This window comes from Pseudomonas sp. FG1, from assembly GCF_034313875.1.
GTDB classification, from domain to species: Bacteria; Pseudomonadota; Gammaproteobacteria; order Pseudomonadales; family Pseudomonadaceae; genus Aquipseudomonas; species Aquipseudomonas veronii.
In genome coordinates this window covers 3,124,165-3,141,324 of the sequence record NZ_JAVIWP010000001.1, presented here as the reverse complement: position 1 = coordinate 3,141,324, position 17,160 = coordinate 3,124,165, and the positions used below count along the sequence as shown (strand labels likewise).

The 17,160-nt window shown below is 61.6% G+C and carries 17 protein-coding genes; 8 read left to right on the top strand and 9 right to left on the bottom strand.

Annotation, left to right across the window (positions count from 1 at the left end):
• Nucleotides 1–66 precede the first annotated feature (66 nt).
• From RGV59_RS14530 to RGV59_RS14520, 3 genes are all read right to left on the bottom strand, one after another.
• The gene (locus tag RGV59_RS14530) at nt 67–1,035 is read right to left on the bottom strand and encodes a L,D-transpeptidase family protein (RefSeq protein ID WP_017849528.1); all 969 of its coding nucleotides are present in this window, start codon (nt 1,033–1,035) and stop codon (nt 67–69) included.
• 86 nt (nt 1,036–1,121) lie between these two features.
• Nucleotides 1,122–1,415, bottom strand: a complete 294-nt coding sequence (locus RGV59_RS14525; protein WP_017849529.1) for a hypothetical protein — start codon at nt 1,413–1,415, stop codon at nt 1,122–1,124.
• Nucleotides 1,416–1,473: 58 nt separating this feature from the next.
• Nucleotides 1,474–2,079 carry an arylesterase gene (locus RGV59_RS14520; protein WP_026140353.1) on the bottom strand — a complete coding sequence of 202 codons (606 nt, stop codon included), beginning with the start codon at nt 2,077–2,079 and terminating at the stop codon, nt 1,474–1,476.
• Nucleotides 2,080–2,089: 10 nt separating this feature from the next.
• Between RGV59_RS14520 and RGV59_RS14515 the strand changes: the two genes are divergently transcribed.
• Both RGV59_RS14515 and RGV59_RS14510 read left to right on the top strand, forming a co-directional pair.
• A complete protein-coding gene (locus RGV59_RS14515; protein WP_017849531.1) occupies nt 2,090–2,773 on the top strand; it encodes an ABC transporter ATP-binding protein in 684 nt (227 codons plus the stop codon).
• Nucleotides 2,773–5,283, top strand: a complete 2,511-nt coding sequence (locus RGV59_RS14510) for an ABC transporter permease (protein WP_046384245.1) — start codon at nt 2,773–2,775, stop codon at nt 5,281–5,283. Before RGV59_RS14515 ends, RGV59_RS14510 begins: the two co-directional genes overlap by 1 nt.
• Before the next feature lie 43 nt (nt 5,284–5,326).
• Here the strand turns inward: RGV59_RS14510 and greB are convergent, their stop codons facing one another.
• A complete protein-coding gene (greB, locus tag RGV59_RS14505) occupies nt 5,327–5,800 on the bottom strand; it encodes a transcription elongation factor GreB (protein WP_026140354.1) in 474 nt (157 codons plus the stop codon).
• Nucleotides 5,801–5,926: 126 nt separating this feature from the next.
• A complete protein-coding gene (locus RGV59_RS14500; RefSeq protein ID WP_126585899.1) occupies nt 5,927–7,090 on the bottom strand; it encodes a hypothetical protein in 1,164 nt (387 codons plus the stop codon).
• A gap of 257 nt (nt 7,091–7,347) precedes the next feature.
• On the opposite strand from RGV59_RS14500, the gene RGV59_RS14495 reads away from it, so the two are divergent.
• Genes RGV59_RS14495 through RGV59_RS14485 form a run of 3 tightly spaced genes read left to right on the top strand, consistent with a single transcriptional unit; the run spans nt 7,348 to nt 10,700 of the window.
• Nucleotides 7,348–8,274, top strand: a complete 927-nt coding sequence (locus tag RGV59_RS14495) for an ABC transporter ATP-binding protein (protein ID WP_126585898.1) — start codon at nt 7,348–7,350, stop codon at nt 8,272–8,274.
• A complete protein-coding gene (locus RGV59_RS14490; protein ID WP_126585897.1) occupies nt 8,271–8,996 on the top strand; it encodes an ABC transporter permease in 726 nt (241 codons plus the stop codon). The genes RGV59_RS14495 and RGV59_RS14490 overlap by 4 nt, the downstream gene beginning before the upstream one ends.
• Nucleotides 8,997–9,011: 15 nt before the next feature.
• Nucleotides 9,012–10,700, top strand: coding sequence for a Gldg family protein (locus RGV59_RS14485; protein WP_126585896.1), 1,689 nt, complete (start codon nt 9,012–9,014; stop codon nt 10,698–10,700).
• Nucleotides 10,701–10,704: 4 nt separating this feature from the next.
• Here RGV59_RS14485 and RGV59_RS14480 read toward each other — a convergent pair whose 3' ends face one another.
• The 3 genes from RGV59_RS14480 to RGV59_RS14470 all read right to left on the bottom strand — a co-directional run bounded on the left by RGV59_RS14480 (nt 10,705) and on the right by RGV59_RS14470 (nt 13,239).
• On the bottom strand, nt 10,705–11,013 hold the full coding sequence (locus RGV59_RS14480) for a hypothetical protein (RefSeq protein ID WP_017848810.1): 309 nt from the start codon (nt 11,011–11,013) through the stop codon (nt 10,705–10,707).
• Between the two features lie 260 nt (nt 11,014–11,273).
• Complete coding sequence (locus RGV59_RS14475) at nt 11,274–11,708, bottom strand: DoxX family protein (RefSeq protein ID WP_017848811.1); 435 nt, start codon at nt 11,706–11,708, stop codon at nt 11,274–11,276.
• 103 nt (nt 11,709–11,811) lie between these two features.
• On the bottom strand, nt 11,812–13,239 hold the full coding sequence (locus RGV59_RS14470) for a transglycosylase SLT domain-containing protein (protein WP_026140250.1): 1,428 nt from the start codon (nt 13,237–13,239) through the stop codon (nt 11,812–11,814).
• A 236-nt stretch (nt 13,240–13,475) separates the two neighbouring features.
• Between RGV59_RS14470 and RGV59_RS14465 the strand changes: the two genes are divergently transcribed.
• The 3 genes from RGV59_RS14465 to RGV59_RS14455 all read left to right on the top strand — a co-directional run bounded on the left by RGV59_RS14465 (nt 13,476) and on the right by RGV59_RS14455 (nt 16,334).
• On the top strand, nt 13,476–14,282 hold the full coding sequence (locus RGV59_RS14465) for a TatD family hydrolase (protein ID WP_046483457.1): 807 nt from the start codon (nt 13,476–13,478) through the stop codon (nt 14,280–14,282).
• Nucleotides 14,283–14,380: 98 nt separating this feature from the next.
• The gene (locus RGV59_RS14460) at nt 14,381–15,862 is read left to right on the top strand and encodes a methyl-accepting chemotaxis protein (protein WP_046483459.1); all 1,482 of its coding nucleotides are present in this window, start codon (nt 14,381–14,383) and stop codon (nt 15,860–15,862) included.
• 109 nt (nt 15,863–15,971) lie between these two features.
• Nucleotides 15,972–16,334 (top strand): Mpo1-like protein, encoded by a 363-nt coding sequence (locus RGV59_RS14455; RefSeq protein WP_017848815.1) that lies wholly within the window; start codon nt 15,972–15,974, stop codon nt 16,332–16,334.
• Between the two features lie 3 nt (nt 16,335–16,337).
• Here the strand turns inward: RGV59_RS14455 and RGV59_RS14450 are convergent, their stop codons facing one another.
• Complete coding sequence (locus RGV59_RS14450) at nt 16,338–17,135, bottom strand: acyl-CoA thioesterase (protein WP_108524395.1); 798 nt, start codon at nt 17,133–17,135, stop codon at nt 16,338–16,340.
• Nucleotides 17,136–17,160 lie beyond the last annotated feature (25 nt).

Sequence of the window (17,160 nt, the reverse complement as noted above, 5' to 3'; positions counted from 1 at the left end):
CCGGATCACGGGCAATAAAAAGCCCGCCGCAGCCCAAGGCCGTGGCGGGCGATTGATCGAACCGGCTTATTGCAACGGATCGAGCGGCGCGTTCGAGACCATCGACGCCGCAGCCGGCACACCGATTTCAGTCGGCAGGCCATCTTCCGCCGCGACCACGTCGCGCACCTGATCCCAGTTCACCCGCAGGTGATTGGCCAGGTCTTCACGCTTGAGCAGCGCGTTGATCACCGCGGTGTGCTTGTCGACCACCGACGGCGTGCCATCGTCGTTCAGCGGCGTATGCGCTTCGAGGTAGACCTTGCCGCCACTGCTGCCGAACTTGTAGGCATCGTTGATGATACGCACCGGAGTACCCACCGGTACCATGCCGGCCATTTCCAGCACGTTATTGTTGAACATGCGGAAGCAGCCGTGGCTGGTACGCGTGCCGATACCGAACTTCATGTTGGAGCCGTGGATCAGGTAGCCCGGCGTGCCCAGGGTGAACTTGAACGGCCCCAGCGGGTTGTCCGGGCCGGCCGGTACCACGTTGGGCAACGGATCGCCGTTGGCGGCGTGCTCGGCCTTGATCGAAGCGGGCGGCGTCCAGGTCGGGTTCGGCGTTTTCGCGACAATGCTGGTATGGGCGATCGGCGAGCCCCAGCCTTCACGACCAATCCCCAGCGGGAAGGTGTAGACGACGTTCTGGCCCTTGGGGAAATAGTAGAGCCGGTATTCGGCAAGGTTGATCACGATGCCTTCGCGGGGGCCCGGCGGCAGGATGAACCGCGTCGGCAGGACGATCTCGGTGCCCGCCCCCGGCAACCAGGCATCGACGCCCGGGTTGGCGGCGACCATCTCCGAGTAGCCCAGGTCGTAGGTGGTGCCCAGGTCGGCAAACGTATCTTCGTACTTGGCCTTGATCACTTGGACCTGGCCGACGATGTCTTCGCCCGGGGGTGGCAGGGGCAACTGCAAGGCCGCTGCGGAACCCGCCGCACACAGGGCGGCAAGAGACAGGCAGCAGGTGACGGCGGAAAGGCGCGACAACATCCGGAAAATCCTTCGCAGAACAACGTGTAGGTAAAAAGCGATTGTATACGCGATGCGGGCTTCAAGCTGCAAGCTCGTAGCGCCCCTCACCACTCGAAGCGCAGCTCCGGCCAGATCGGCGGCGTGCCACGCTTTTGCGACTCCAAGATGGCACGGCACAGGGGGCACAGGCGCTGGTCCTGGAAGATCGAGCGATCCACCGCCGACCAGCGTGGCTGAGCCGGCAACAACGTGCCGCAGAGCGTGCGATCGATCGTGCCGCCCAGCTCCAATTGACGCGTGACCAGATGCACCCGGACTTCCTGGCAGGCGAACAGATCCAGCTGCTCGTCCGGCTCGATCAGTTGGTAATTAAACAGGGACCAGGCAGGACGCGACATCGAGGGCTCCAAATCGGGGGGGCGCCACCTTAGCCGAAAGCCTGCCGGTAGAAAAGCGTCATAACAGCGGTTTTAGCGTCGGCCAGACATTTTCCAGCAACTTACCCTGGGCGCCGACCGCCGGGTGCAGTTGATCGGCCTGCATCAGCTCGGGATGACCGCCCACGCCGTCGAGGAAAAACGGCACCAACGGCACGCTCTTCTCCTTGGCCAGGGCCGCGTAGACCCCGGCAAATGCCGTGGTGTATTTCGGACCGTAGTTAGGCGGCAACTGCATGCCCAGCAGCAGGACCTTGGCGCCGACCGCCTGGGACTGCTCGATCATCGACGCAAGATTTTGTTTCAATTGCGCGGGCGGCTGTCCACGCAGGCCGTCATTGCCGCCCAGCTCGATAATCACCAGGTTGGGCTTATGCTCCGCAAGCGCCGCCGGCAGCCGCGCGAGGCCTCCGGCGCTGGTGTCGCCGCTGATGGACGCGTTGACCACTTTATCGTCGAAACCTTCGTGTTTGAGCCGCTGTCCCAACAAGGCTACCCACCCTTTGCTGGTATCCAGTCCGAAACCGGCACTGATACTATCGCCAACGATCAGGACTGTACCCGCCGCTGCGTTCTGGGCCATGCACATCAAGGCCAGGCCAGCACTCAAAAACCACATTCGCATCGGATTCTCCATGGGCGCAAGCATTCTCATCGCGCGAAACCTTAGCAAAGTGGTTCCCAGCGCGGAAGGTGAACTGACTATCCTGCACGAACTGAGCCTGGAACTGAACAAGGGCGATAGCCTGGCTATCGTCGGTGCCTCCGGCTCCGGCAAGTCCACCCTCCTCGGTCTGCTGGCCGGCCTCGACCTGCCCAGCAGCGGCGAAGTCATCCTCGCCGGCCAAGCCCTGAGCAGCCTCGACGAAGACCAGCGCGCGCGCATCCGCGCCGAGCATGTGGGCTTCGTCTTCCAGTCATTCCAACTGCTCGACAGCCTCAACGCCCTGGAAAACGTCATGCTGCCGCTGGAGCTGGACGGCCGCAAAGACGCCCGCGAGCGCGCCAGGTACCTGCTCGAACGGGTCGGCCTGGGCCAACGCCTGACCCACTCGCCACGCCAACTCTCCGGGGGTGAGCAGCAACGGGTGGCGATCGCCCGCGCCTTTGCCGCCGAACCGGACGTGCTGTTTGCCGACGAACCCACCGGCAACCTCGACAGCCATACCGGCGAGCGCATCAGCGACCTGCTGTTCGAACTGAATAAAGAAAGCGGCACGACCCTGGTCCTGGTCACTCACGACGAGCGCCTGGCGCACCGTTGCCGACGCCTGATCCGCCTTGAAGCCGGCCTGCTGGTCGCGCCCCTGGAGCCTTGATGGCACGCTTGCCGCTGTTGCGCCTGTTTAGCCTTGCCCTACGCCAATTGCTGCGCGATGCCCGCGCCGGCGAATTGCGCGTGTTGTTCTTCGCCCTGCTGGTGGCCGTGGCCTCCAGCACCGCCATCGGCTACTTCGGCGCACGCCTTAATGGCGCCATGCTGTTGCGCGCCACCGAGTTCCTCGGCGCCGACCTGGTGCTCGAGGGCAGCTCACCCGCGCGCCCCGAGCAAATCAGGTCCGGGATCGAACTGGGCCTGGATCACGCACGCGTCGTCGAGTTTTCCAGCGTTATCGCCACCGATAACGGCATCCAGCTGTCCAGCATCAAGGCGGTCAACGAACAATACCCGCTGCGCGGCGAACTGAAGAGCGCAGCCGCGCCATTCGCTGACGAAACCGCGGGCGGCGGCCCGAAACCCGGCGAAGCCTGGGTGGAGGCACGGCTGCTCACCGCACTCGACCTGAAAGTCGGTGACAGCATCGACGTGGGCATGAAGTCCCTGCGCCTGGCGCGTGTGCTGACCTATGAACCGGACCGCGCCGGCAATTTCTACAGCCTCACGCCACGGGTGATGATCAACCTGGCCGACCTGGGCGCCACTGGCGTCGTCCAGCCCGGCAGCCGCGTCAGTTACCGCGAGCTGTGGCGCGCAGCCCCCTCAAGTACGGCACTGCAAACCTATCGTGACCTGATCGAGCCGGGCCTCGCGGCCAACCAGCGCCTGCAGGACTCGCGGGATGGCAACCAGCAGATCGGCGGCGCCCTGGGCAAGGCCGAGCGCTACCTGAACATGGCCAGCCTGGTGGCGGTGTTGCTGGCCGGTGTGGCCGTGGCGTTGTCCGCCAACCGTTTCGCCAGCCGACGTTTTGATGCCAGCGCGTTGTTGCGCTGCCTGGGTTTATCGCGGCGTGAAACCATGCTGTTGTTCAGCCTGCAACTGAGCGTACTCGGCCTGTTGGCGAGCCTGGCCGGCGCCCTGCTGGGCTGGCTGGCGCAATTTGGCCTGTTCTATTTCCTCCACGACCTGCTGCCGGCGGACGTACCGCCCGGCGGGCTGCTGCCGGCCATTGCCGGGATCGGCACCGGGCTGGTGGCCCTCGCCGGTTTCGCCCTGCCACCGTTGGCGGCACTGGGCCGCGTCCCACCGCTGCGCGTGTTGCGGCGCGACCTGCTGCCCATCCCGTCCAGCACCTGGATGGTCTACGGCGCGGCGCTGCTTGCCCTGGGCCTGATCATGTGGCGCCTGAGCCTCGACCTGGTGCTGACCTTCGCCCTGCTCGGCGGGGGCGTGGTTGCGGCGTTGATCCTCGGTGGCCTGCTCCTGCTGCTGTTGCAGAGCCTGCGCCGCCTGCTGGCCCGGGCGTCCCTGCCGTGGCGCCTGGGCCTGGGCCAGTTGCTGCGTTATCCGTTGGCGGCGGCAGGCCAGTCGCTGGCGTTCGGCTTGATCCTGCTGTCCATGGGCTTGATCGCCCTGCTGCGCGGCGAATTGCTCGACACCTGGCAAAACCAGCTGCCCAAGGACGCCCCCAACTACTTCGCGCTGAACATCCTGCCCGCCGACAAAGACGCCTTTGGCGCTCGCCTGCTCGAACTGCAGGCACAATCGGCGCCGCTGTATCCGGTGGTGCCCGGCCGGCTGATCAGCGTCAACGGCGAGCCCGTGCAGGCGATCGTCAGCAAGGACTCCAGCGGCGACCGCGCAATCCAGCGCGACCTGAGCCTGACCTGGGCCGCCGACCTGCCGCCGGGCAATGCCCTGACCGCGGGTACCTGGTGGTCACAGCAACCGGGCGATGAAATACCGGGCGTGTCGGTGGAAGCCAAGGTTGCCGAAAGCCTGAAACTCAAGCTCGACGACCACCTGGTGTTCACCGTGGCGGGCGAAACCCGTGAAGCGCGGGTCACCAGCCTGCGCACCATCAATTGGGATAACTTCCAGCCCAACTTCTTCATGATTTTCCAGCCTGGCACCTTGAAAGACCTGCCGGCCACCTACCTGACCAGCTTCTATCTGGCCCCCGGCCATGACCGGCAGATCGTCGACCTGTCCCGGGCCTTCCCGGCGGTCACGATCCTGCAGGTCGAGGCCCTGCTGGAACAGCTGCGCAGCATCCTCGCCCAAGTAACGCTGGCCGTGGAGTATGTGCTGCTGTTCGTGCTGGCGGCAGGGATGGCGGTGCTGTTCTCCGGCCTGCAGGCCACCCTGGACGAGCGCATTCGCCAAGGTGCGCTGCTGCGTGCGCTGGGCGCCGAGCGCAAGCTGCTGGTGAAGGCCCGACGCATCGAGTTCGGCCTGCTCGGCGCCGTCAGCGGTTTGCTCGCGGCGCTGGGCACCGAGCTGGTGACCTGGGTGCTGTACCGCTATGCCTTCGACCTGGCCTGGCACCCACACCCGTGGTTGTTGTTGCTGCCGGTGATCGGTGGCGTGCTGATCGGCGCTGCCGGGGTGTTCGGGACGCGCCGCGCGCTGAATGCCACGCCATTGGCGGTATTGCGCGAAGGCTGAGACGACAATGGCCCGCGCGTCACAGACCGCGGGCCACCATTGTCTATTTCACATACTCGATAGCGGTGATCCACCAGCACACCTCGCCGTTCGGCGTCTGCACGATGGCCTCATCGTCGACTTGCTTGCGCAGCAGCGCCCGCGCCATCGGCGAGTCGATGGATATGTAGTCCATGCGCTCGTAGATCTCGTCATAGCCGACGATGCGAAAACGCTTGGTTTCGCCCTGCTCGTTTTCGATATCGACCCAGGCACCGAAAAATACCCGCCCTTCCTGTTCGGGCATGTACTCCACCACGCGCATGTCTTCCAGACGCTTGCGCAGGTAGCGCACCCGTCGGTCAATCTCACGCAGCAGCTTCTTGTTGTACTGGTAGTCCGCGTTCTCGCTGCGATCCCCCAGGGAAGCGGCCCAAGTCACTTTGCGCGTGGTGTCCGGACGCTTTTCGCGCCACAGGTAATCCAACTCCTTCTTCAGCGCCTCATGACCTTCTTTGGTAATCAGCTTGGTACTCAAACGTGTGCATCCCCAGGCAATGTCCATTGATTCCAATACGCCGCGGCATGCAGGCCCCGGCGTCGACGAACAGAGGGTGATGATAAATGAACCGGGGAAAGTAGCCAGACCCTCTGACGCCTCGCATCACAGCTGGATTGCGCCCGGCTCGCTGCTCGCTTGAACCAGCTCATTCCTGGCCAGGCCGTCCAACGCCTGGTCGAGTTCAAAGAGAATGGCATGCACATTCTGGCGCAACCCTGGTAACTGCACGAGCAGCGCCGCCAACGTCTCGCCTTTCTGACGCGCCCGCAGCTCTTGCGCCTCGACTTGAATGGCCCGCTCTTCCAGGACGCGGGTGCGCTCATCCATTTGACGCTGCCCTTGCTGCTGCATGGCCACGGCATTTGCCAACTGCGCTTCACGCCCCTCCAACGCCTGCGCCTGCAACTGCACGACGCCCTCCTCCTGCACCATGCGACGGGTCAGTTCCTGGCGTTTTTGCTCAAGCTCCGCCAGCCCTCGCTGCAGTTCAACCTGGCGCTGTTCGAGCGCTTCTTCGCGCTTTTGCATTGCAAGTTTTTGCTGGGTCAGTTCCTGGGCGACACGCGCGAGGTTGGTCAAGGTGCTGTCCACTTCGAACAGTGAATTGTGTTCTGCCTGTTCGTTGGATGCCGGCGGCGCACTGGGTGCAACCGCGACGACCGGCGCAGCAGTTGGCGCCACGACCGCGGGCACCTGCCGCTGAGGTTCAGCCAGCCCCTCGATCACCACCGGCAAGACCTTTTCAGGCTCCTTGGTGACTTTGGGAGCCGAGACCAATTTGGAAGAAAAACGAATGGACGGGACAATCAGCGTAGGACTTTCAATCGCCTCTGACGCAGGGGCCGATGTGCCCAAGGTAATCACCTTCATCACCAAGGCTTTCTTGATGTTCATTGAATGATGATCTTCGGGCCTGGCGGGCGGCAACTTGCAGCCTTTCAAGTCGACAAAGTGATAGGGAATCTGGCCGTCGCCGACGCTACCCGACTTGGTACCGGAAGCGGCCAGGGTCAGTATTTGTTTAAACACCCGCATCGCAACTTGCAGATCCTCTTGGGTATCCACCCCACCCAAGAAGTAGCGTTCAACTTTCCTACGCAATGCTGCGACATATACCCGGGAACTACCCGGCTCTATTTCTTCATCCAGGCTGTACACAAGAAAGTTCGACGCGATCTGGGGAACAGCAAAACCACAGAGCAGAGCACCGTTGACCGGCGCATCCTCACCAGAGTGTTCAAGAACTAGGGTACGTAGAAGCATCATAGTAATCAGGCCTCATGACAACAAGCAAAGCGTATATAAACATCAGATAAACATCCGACCATCAACATGCATTTATCACTCAACGATTGTTTCAGCGAGGTAACAGACTGAACGTAGGACTTCTCTTATTAAGATACTTCAGCGTTTCCAAGCACTGTACATTGAACGTACCATTTTTAAACCCGAGCCCTATATCACTCAACAAAGGCGCTTGCCTCTTCATTCTTCTTGCCTCATCAACCGAACAGAAAAGCATAATGATCGAGATAAGCAACCTCACAAAATACTTGAACAAAAAGAGTGTAATCAGCGATGTCTCATTTTCTGCCAAACGCCAAGAGTGCCTTGGTTTATTTGGATTGGAGGGGGCAGGTAAAACGACACTTTTAAAAATGATCGCCGGCGCCATCCAACCCTCCTCGGGGCAAGTGCGGATTCTGGGGCTGGATACACACACACACGGCTATCACGCACGCAAGGCAATAGGCTATCAACCAGAATTCGGTGTCAGTCACCCGACTCTGTCGGTCAAGAACCTGCTCAGGTTCATCGCCACCGTTCGGGGATTCCAAGGCGCGGAGCGACGCAGGCGGGTGGATCACGCGGCCAGCCGACTCGAACTCTGGCCAGTCCTCGATTACCCGATCAACACCCTTCCCCCTGGTCTGAAACGCAAAGTCGCGTTTGCCCAGGCCCTGCTGCACGACCCCGACGTGCTGTTGCTGGACGAACCCAGCGAAGGGTTGGCGCCCCATCAGCAAGGCAAGATCAGCAGGCTTATCCAGTCGTTGGCCGACGAGATGACGATCATCGTTGCCTCACGCGATTGCGAAGCACTGGCCGGCGTCTGCACCCGCGCCCTGGTCATTGGCGGCGGGCGCCTGTTGGCGGACACCCCGATGCCCGAGCTGCAGCGCAGTTCCCGGCACTTTCGCGCGGTCACCCTGGCGGCGGAGTCAGCCCTGGATTTACTGGCGCTTGCCGTACTGCCCGGCGTGGCAGGTATCGAAGAAGACCGGCACGGCCCGGGCACGGTAACCGTTCTCGCCATGCCGGGACACTCCATCTACCCCGCCATCTGCGCATTGATTGCCAACCGACGCTGGGAAATACACTCACTGAATCTGGAGCCAGGCCGCCTGAACGATGTCGTTCACCACCTGAGCCAGGAGGCATCCCATTGAACCTGCTGCCATCTGTTTTCAAACGCCAGCTTGCCAGCTATCTATCGGCACCTGCCACCTACCTGAGCGTTGCGCTGTTCCTGTTGCTGTCGACCTTGCTGGGGTTGCACACCAGCCAACTGCTGGAGCGCAGCAGCAGCGATTTGCAGGGCTTTTTTCAATGGCACCCGTGGTTGTACCTGTTACTGGTCCCTGCACTGTCGACTCAACTTTGGGCGGACGAGAACGAGACAGGCTTTGGCGATTTCATGAAAACACTGCCTGTGCGGCCCGCCGAACTGGTTATTGGGAAGTTCCTCGCCGCCTGGGTCGTGGCGGGCCTGGCATTATTACTGACATTCCCCATCGTGACGGTGGTCAACTTGTTGGGCAGTGCGGACAACCGGGTCATCGCATCCCAATTCCTGGCCAGTTGGTTATTGAGCGGAAGCTATCTCTCAGTGGGTGTTTTTATTTGCGCACTGACCCGCCAGCGCCTGGCCATTTTCATATTGACGCTGAGCCTGCTGTTATTGGCCAGCGGCGTGTCTTCGATATTGGATGCACTGGAGCGTCAAGCCCCCATATGGATCATCGACAGTTTGACATCTCTCAGCCCATTCCTGCGTTTTGGCCTGATTGATCACGGGACACTTACCTTTCAGGACGGCGCGTATTTCATCAGCATGATCATTGCTTTTCTTGCTGCGACGACCGTTATCCTCAACTACAAGAACAGCTGAGAAGGAACACTCTCGATGCGATATCCATTGCGCACCGGCATGACACTTAGCGTCATACTGCTGCTGTTCCTCGCATTCAACCTGGTATGGGTAGTCAAACTTCCTGATTTACGCCAGGACTTTTCCCAACAACAGACCAATACATTGTCACCCGCGGCATTGCACTTACTCACCACACTGGAAAGTCCACTGGACTTCTATTATTTCAATTCAAGCATACCGGCAAAAAAAAGCATCCTGAAACACTATGCCAAACGCGTCGAAGAAAAACTCAGGGCGTTCGAACACGCAGCAAACGGCAGGATCAATCTGCACATTATCGATCCCACTCCCTTTTCAGAGGATGCCTACAAAGCAGGACTGTATGGCCTGCGCGATCAACCGGGGTTCTTCGGTCTTATCGGCGCTCGGGAGGGGCAAACCGCCCAACGCATCGAGTCGTTCAACCCGGAGAACGAGCCGCTGCTGGAGTATGAAATCAGCCACTTGATCACCCAGTTGCTGCACCCCGAGCCCGCGATCGTCGGGCTGTTATCAGGGTTACCGGCCGGCGCATCCATCGAGCCGTTGGTACTGGAATTGCACCGACATTTCGACCTCCTGGAGCTGGAGCCGACCGCCGATCATGTGCCCTCGCGGATTAAAACCCTGATGCTGGTACATCCACGCGGGCTGCCGGAAAAAACACTGTATGCGATCGACCAGTTCGTCCTGGGCGGCGGCAAACTGCTGATGTTTATCGACCCCCTCGACAAAGGCGGCTCAAAGACAACGTCCTCCGCCACCCGGCTAGACGCGTTGCTCGCCGGCTGGGGGGTCAGCATGCCGAGCAACAAAGTGCTGGTCGACCCCACCTATGCCCCGTCGGAACATCAACCGGCCACATTCACCCTGCCACGCCAAGCAATGAATACCCGCGATGTCAGCACCTGGAAGCTGGGCACAGTGACCGTGTCGAACAGCGGCGCCCTGTTCTCCCTGGATAAAAGCCGCGCCATCTTCACGCCGCTGTTGCACAGTTCCAGACAGTCGTTACTGATCGATTCAGACGCCGTGGGCAGTGCGTTACCCACGCGTGGCGAGCCTCACGTGATCGCTGCCCGCCTCGAAGGGCCAGCCTATTCGGCGTTTGCCGACGGATTTGGCGGGCGGCCGCCGGGGTTGCAGAAGGCGGCGCAGATCCATGTGGTCGTGGTTGCAGATACGGATATGTTGCGCGAGCCTCCCGGCGAATCCGCGCGAAATGCCAACAAACTATTTGTCATGAACGCACTGGATAACCTCGCCGCGCCGCAGGCCCTGGCGGATATTCGCCCGCGCGCGGTGGCCGGCCATTCATTGAAGCTGTTGGCGAAGCGGCGCGAGGCTGCCGAACGCGCCTATCGGGATCAGGCTGCCGAGCTGGAACGGCGCCTGGCACGAACGGAAAAGGAATGGCAGCGCCTTAACCCCGACGTCACGGCCCTGGGCACGGAGTCGGTCGATACCAGTACCCAGTTGCAAGCGCTCAACAAGGAACGCCTGCGTCTACCGATGGAACTGCATACGCTGAAAAACACGCTTTACGCGCCAGTGCAGCGCCTGGAACGCAACGTAAAACTGCTGGTGACTGTGCCGTTGCCGGCACTGCTGTGCCTGATTGCCTGGGGGCTGTTTCGGCGGCGGCGTCGTCGCTGGCCGGTGCCGCCGTCGGCGTTTTATTGAGGGCTCAGCGCCGCGCGATCAAACCTTGCCGGGCAATGCGCGTCAGTTGGCGGATCACCTCAGCCGCGTCACTGGCGCTGGGCGCCTGGATCACCGCAAGGTCAAAGCTGTTGCTGGCAAAGCGTGCCAGGGAATCGCCATCTTCGACAAATTGGATCAGGAACGCCGAGGGCCGCCCGCCCCGACGCGGCCAGCCGTCCAGGTAACGCAACAGCGTCGGCTGGTGCTTGCCGCCCAGGAGAATTCTCGGATTGCGTTGAGTCAGCTCCGCAGTGATCGGAGCCAGGCGTATGAGGGGGCGTGGTGCATTCATCGTGTCGTGTCTCTGCCTCAAAAGTCTGCGGGCAGGTGAGAGGCAACACCGAACCAGCGCTTTAGCGGTATTTCGAAGCCGGCGTCTGCAATGAGAACTGGCTTCTGTCGGGCTGCATCGAGTCCCAGTGGCGCCCCGCAATTAGCTGTTTAAATCGGCGCATAACCAACATCCTAGAGAAGCCGATGGGGCGGTGTCAAGAATCCCGCGCAACGGAAAGGCCCGCACATGGCGGGCCTTCTCCAGCGGTTACAGACCGATCAGTGGGTGATGGCGCGGTCGGCGGACAGTTTGCCGGCACCTTCGAACAGGACGGCCAGGGAGCCGCCGAGCAAGGCCAGGGCGAACTCATAACCATTGTTCGCCATGAACAGACCGTTATGGATATGCACCGAGAAGATCGCCACCAGCGACAGGATCGTCAGGCCCAAGGCCGCAGGGCGTGCCAGCAGGCCGATGATCAAGGCCAGGCCGGCGAAGAACTCGGTACCGCCCGACAACAAGGCCATCAGGGTGCCCGGCGCCAGGCCGATGCTTTCCATCCACTGCGCGGTGCCCGCCAGGCCGTAGCCGCCAAACCAGCCAAAGAGTTTTTGCGAACCGTGGGCGGCGAAGATGATGCCGACGACAATGCGCAGAATGGTCAAGCCATAGCCGGCGCGGGTAGACAGGATGCTTTTGATCAGTGGGCTCATGGGGATAATCCTTTTCAGAGTAGAGGTTGGTTGGCCGCTATATTAATCAGTTTAGGCAATGATAAAATCCGAAAAAATGCCTGATTAATATCTATAAAATCGATCACTTGCGCGAAGCGATTTTCGGTTCCAACGCCGACGGCTCCAGGGAGTCCCGCTCCCGATCAAACGCCAGGTAGTACTTGTTGACGCTATTCACATAGCTCACGCCGCTCATCCCCACCTGCTCCATGGCAATGCGCTCCACCTGGAAGAACCACTGATTGGGGTTCAACCCACGCCGCTTGGCTTCGGTACGCATGCCTTGCACGCGTTCCGGCCCCATGTTGTAGGCCGCCAGCACGAACGCCATGCGCTCACGCTCGTTGAGCTTGGGGCTGGCGAAAAACTTGCGGCGGATCATCGACAGGTAACGTGCGCCCGCCTGCACATTGCTGTCGAGATTCTCGATATTGTTCACGCCCACCCGCTGCGCCGCCGAAGGCGTGATCTGCATCAGGCCGGTGGGGCCACCGCTGCTGCGTGCGCTTGGGTCGAGGGCGGACTCCTTGAAGGCCAGCGCGGCGAGGTTCAACCAATCCATGCCTTGCTCGCGCGCATGTTTTTGCAGGATCGGGCGCAGTTTCTCCAGGCGCTGGCGGTCGATGCGGGCCAGCGGGTTGCGCACTTGGTAAAGGCGTCGATAAATGCGCTGAAACGCCACGTCCTGGTCGGACGGCGTGCGGTAGGTCTTGAGGAAGCGATCAATACTCGCCCGCAGCATCGCGGCGTCCTGCCGCACGAACCAATACTCTTCGCCCGGCTCATTGATCACCACCTGCTTGTCGAAGCGCAGCTTGGGCAGGATCTTCGACCAGCGTTCGGCGATGGGCTTCTCGACGATGGTCAGGTGAAAGATGCCGGCCTGGACCATCTCCAGCACGTCCTCCACCGCCAGGCTCGGGTCGACCCACTCCACCTTGATCGGCGGCTGCTTGTGCAGGGCCAGTTTCTGGTTGACCTGGTTGATCGCATCCGCCGCCGCGCTGCCGGTGGTCAGCGCCAATGTGCGCCCGGACAACTGCTCCAGCCGGGTGAACCGGCGCTCGCCCTTGACCCCCACCAGCCATAACGGCACACCGCTGGCAATCGGGTCGCTCGCACTGATCTTGTGCGTAGCCTTCACTTCCAGCAATTCCCCGGGGGCTACCAGATCGCCTTCACCCCGCGCCAGCGCGCCAAGCAGTTGGTCCTTGGCCTTGGGGATGACCTTCAGATTGATTTCCTGGCCATCGCGGGCTTGGTCGTTGAGGTACTGCTCGAACGCACGCAGGCGATGGTATTCGACACCAATGGCCTGGCCCTGGATTTCGCCGGAACTGTTGCGGCTCTGGTTGACCAGTACGCGCAGGGTACGACTGGAGCGAATCTCGGCCAGGTCGCGCACCTTGCTCGGTTTGGTCACTTCCAGCGGCCCGTCCAGCCGCGCGACCGCCGCCATGGGCAGCGATAACGTCAGGCACAACATAAGCAACGCCGAGGGTCGGATCATCCGCTCTCCGGAAAGAATACTGGCCAGCACCTTCGCGAAAAACGAGGGGCTGGAGGTCAGAAACAGAGCGCTTTATGCGCTGACAAGGCACGCAACGGCGGCACCAGGATAGGCGATAGACCCACCACAATGTCACTTGCGACGTTCAAAGACAGCTATAACTCGTTGTAGTTCTAGGTTTTTCTTATAAATCTACAGCTCTGATATGCTTTCCGGCCGCAGGCGGAGATAGCACCATGCAACTCATTGATATCGGCGTCAACCTGACAAACCCAAGTTTCGACGAGAAGCACCAGGCCGTTCTCGAGCGTGCGTATGCCGCCGGCGTGCAACAATTGGTGCTCACCGGCACCAGTGTCGACGGCAGCGAACAGGCCCTGCAATTGTGCGAAAAGCTGGATGAAAGCGGCCAGCGACTGTTCTGCACCGCTGGCATCCACCCCCACTCCGCCAGCGACTGGAACGGCGACAGCGCCCAACGCCTACGTGGTTTGCTCAACGACAGCCGCGTGCGCGCGGTGGGCGAATGCGGGCTGGATTTCAACCGCGACTTCTCACCGCGCCCGCAGCAGGAAAAAGTCCTCGAAGAACACCTGGCCCTGGCCGTCGAGCTGAAACTGCCGGTGTTTCTCCACGAACGCGACGCCAACCAGCGCCTGCTGGAGATCCTCAAGGATTACCGCGATCACTTGTCCGCCGCCGTGGTGCATTGTTTCACAGGCGAGCAGCAGGCGCTGTTCAGCTACCTCGACCTCGACTTGCACATCGGCATCACCGGCTGGATCTGCGACGAGCGCCGTGGGACGCACCTGCATCCGCTGGTCAGAGAAATTCCTCGGGGCCGCCTGATGCTGGAAAGCGATGCGCCTTACCTGCTGCCGCGCACCCTGCGGCCCAAACCGAAAAACGGCCGTAACGAACCGGCCTACCTGCCGGAGGTGCTGCGCGAAGTCGCCCTGCACCGCAACGAAAGCCTGGAAGACCTGGCCCAGCACAGCACCGCCTGCGCGCGCATTTTTTTTGGCCTACCCGCGGTGGTTTGATGTGGCGTATTGACCCATATCAAAGTGGTATTTTTTCAGTAGCGGCACAATAATGGCACCTTGCCAATGCTGTTTCCGCTATCAGAGAAAAACCTTCTATGGGTGCCTGGCTTAGCAATATCTCGCTGAAATACAAATTCTGGGCCGTCAACGCGGTCGCCTTTATCACCACGCTGCTGTTGGTGCTATACGCTGTGCATCTCGAACAGCAGTCGCGCAGCCAGGCGTCCCAGGCCTCGGCACAAGCCCAGGCGCGCGTGCTCAGCGCCTGGCCGGCCGACAAGGCGCTGCCCAAGGGCGAGGCGTGGCTGACGTTTGCCCGTGGCCAAGTCCCACAGTTGGCTGATCAAGATCTGTCAGACCTGAGCAGTGCCAGCGGCTGGGTCGAACTCAATCACCTGCCCTTGTTCGGCGAAAACCCGTTGATGGGCGCTGAAGTGGTCGCCCGCGCCGACGGGCAACAGGTCGCCGTGCTCGCTTATGCGCCGAGCCTGAGCCAGGTGTTCAGTGAGCGCTTCGCCAACTACGCGGTAGCGGTGCTGATCCTGATGCTGGCGATGCTCTGCGCCTCGCAGTTGCTGATCCGCTTCCTGCTCAGCCAGCTCAACACCCTCAAGGACGTGATGCTGCACGTCGAGAAAACCGGCGACTTATCGGCGCGTGTCCCGCTGGCCTGCAAAGATGAAGTCGGGCAGATGGCCAGCGCGTTCAATGCCATGCAAGCCGGCTACCAGCGAGTGGTCAACACCGTGGCCAGCACCGCCAAGCAACTGGATGAGGGCGCGGCGCGCCTGGCCAGCAGCATGAACGAGGTGCAGCACGGCATGCTCGGCCAGCAAAGCGAAACCGACCAGGCCGCCACCGCCATCAACGAGATGACGGCCACCGTCCACCACATCGCCCAGCACGCCGGCGCCACCCGCGATTTGTCCCAGACCGCCGACACCCTCGCCGGCAGCGGCCGCGAAGTGGTGGATCGGGTACAACGCTCAATCGCCGGGCTGTCCAGCGGCGTGCAACAGACCGCCGAGATGATCCAGAAACTCGCCGAAGACAGCCAGAAAATCAACGGCGTGGTCAGCGTGATCCACAGCATCGCCGAACAGACCAACCTGCTCGCGCTCAACGCCGCCATCGAAGCCGCCCGCGCCGGGGAGATGGGCCGCGGTTTCGCCGTGGTCGCCGACGAAGTGCGCAACCTGGCCAAACGCGTGCAAACCTCCACCGACGAAATCACGCTCATGGTCTCGGCGCTGCAAGCCGGCACCCGCGATGCGGTGGACTTCATGCAAGAAAGCTCGTTCAAGGCCGATGACTGCGTGCAACAGGCCCAGGAAGCCGGCGCGGCACTGGCCGAAATCACCGGCGCCGTGGCGCAGATGCGCGAAAGCAACACCCAGATCGCCGTCGCCGCCGAACAGCAGAGCCATGTCGCCGAAGAGATGAACCGCGCCGTGGTGAGTATTCGTGATGTGACCGAGAACACCGTGCAGCAGACCGTGGATTCGGCCACCACCAGCAATCAGCTCGCCACATTGGCCGGGGAGTTGAGCAAGGCGATTGGCCAGTTGAAGCTATAAGCAATACAAGGCGAGGCTATGGCCCCCATAGCCAGCCTTGATTCGCCGCGCCAGCCGACCCGACCTAAACTCTGTTCAAGTTGTTTCAACGGACAGAGGATTCATCATCATGGGCAAACGTCATCCCAATCTCCCCGCCTGGCAATGGCGTCAGTACCCGCAGAACCACCAGCACCCGACCAACCTGGCGTTGCACATGATCGCGGTGCCGCTGTTTATCATCGGGTTTCTGTTGGTCGTTTCCGGGGTGTTCAGCCTGAGCCTGGCCAGTTTGGCTGTGGGCGTTGTCGGCATCCTCGCCGGCCTTGCCTTGCAGCGGCATGGCCACAGCCTGGAAGCCCAGGCCGGTGAACCGTTCAGCGACCGCAAAGACGCGGTCCAACGCCTGTTGGTCGAGCAGTTCGTGAGCTTCCCGCGCTTTGTGCTCAGCGGTGGCTGGTGGCGCGCCTGGCGTCAGCGCCACCGGCACTGAAGGTCAGGCGAAGACCACCACGGTCTGGCGGCTGATGGCGATCAACTCGCCGCTCGGGCTCCACAGCGCCGCAGCGGCATGGCCGTAGCCGTCACGGGCGTGTTCGATGTTGACGTAGTACTGGCACCAGTCAAGCGTGGTGAGGTCTTGCAGCGGCTGGATAAATTCGATGGTCCAGGTCAGGGTGCTGCCCGGCGCGGGCTTGCGCAGGTGCGGCAGCAACGCCGGCGGCCAGGCATCCACCAGAGCGAGGATGTGCGACTCGGTCAGCGGCTCTTCTTTCACATCGCCGCGCAAGCGCACCCAACCGCCCATGTCGCGGGAGGTATTGCCGGTAAACGGCAGGCCGCCGACACTCCAGCGCATCGCCAGGTGCCGCATGAATTCCGGGGTGACGCCCTGAATATACGGCAGCTCCTGGCATTCATCCCAATGCTTGAAGGTCGGCGGCGGCTCACTCGCCACCACGACTTGCGACTCACGGGACGCGCCGAAACTGGCCTGGACCAGCGTCGCCACTTCACCGTTCTGCATCACCCGGCCAAGCAATTGGCTGACCGCCTTGCCTTCGCGCAGCACTTCGACGTGATAACTGGCGGGCACATCCGCAGCGACCGGGCCGACAAAGGTGATTGCCAACGAGCGTAACGGCCGGTCGGCAGGGACCTGGGCGCGTAGCGCTTCATATTGCAAAGCGGCCACCAGGCCACCAAAGGTCGCGCGACCCTGCGCCCATTCGGCGGGGATGGTGACCTCCAGCGGGTGGTTACGGGCGGCGTCGAGCAAATCACTGAAGCGCATGGCGACCTCACATCAAAAAGACCGG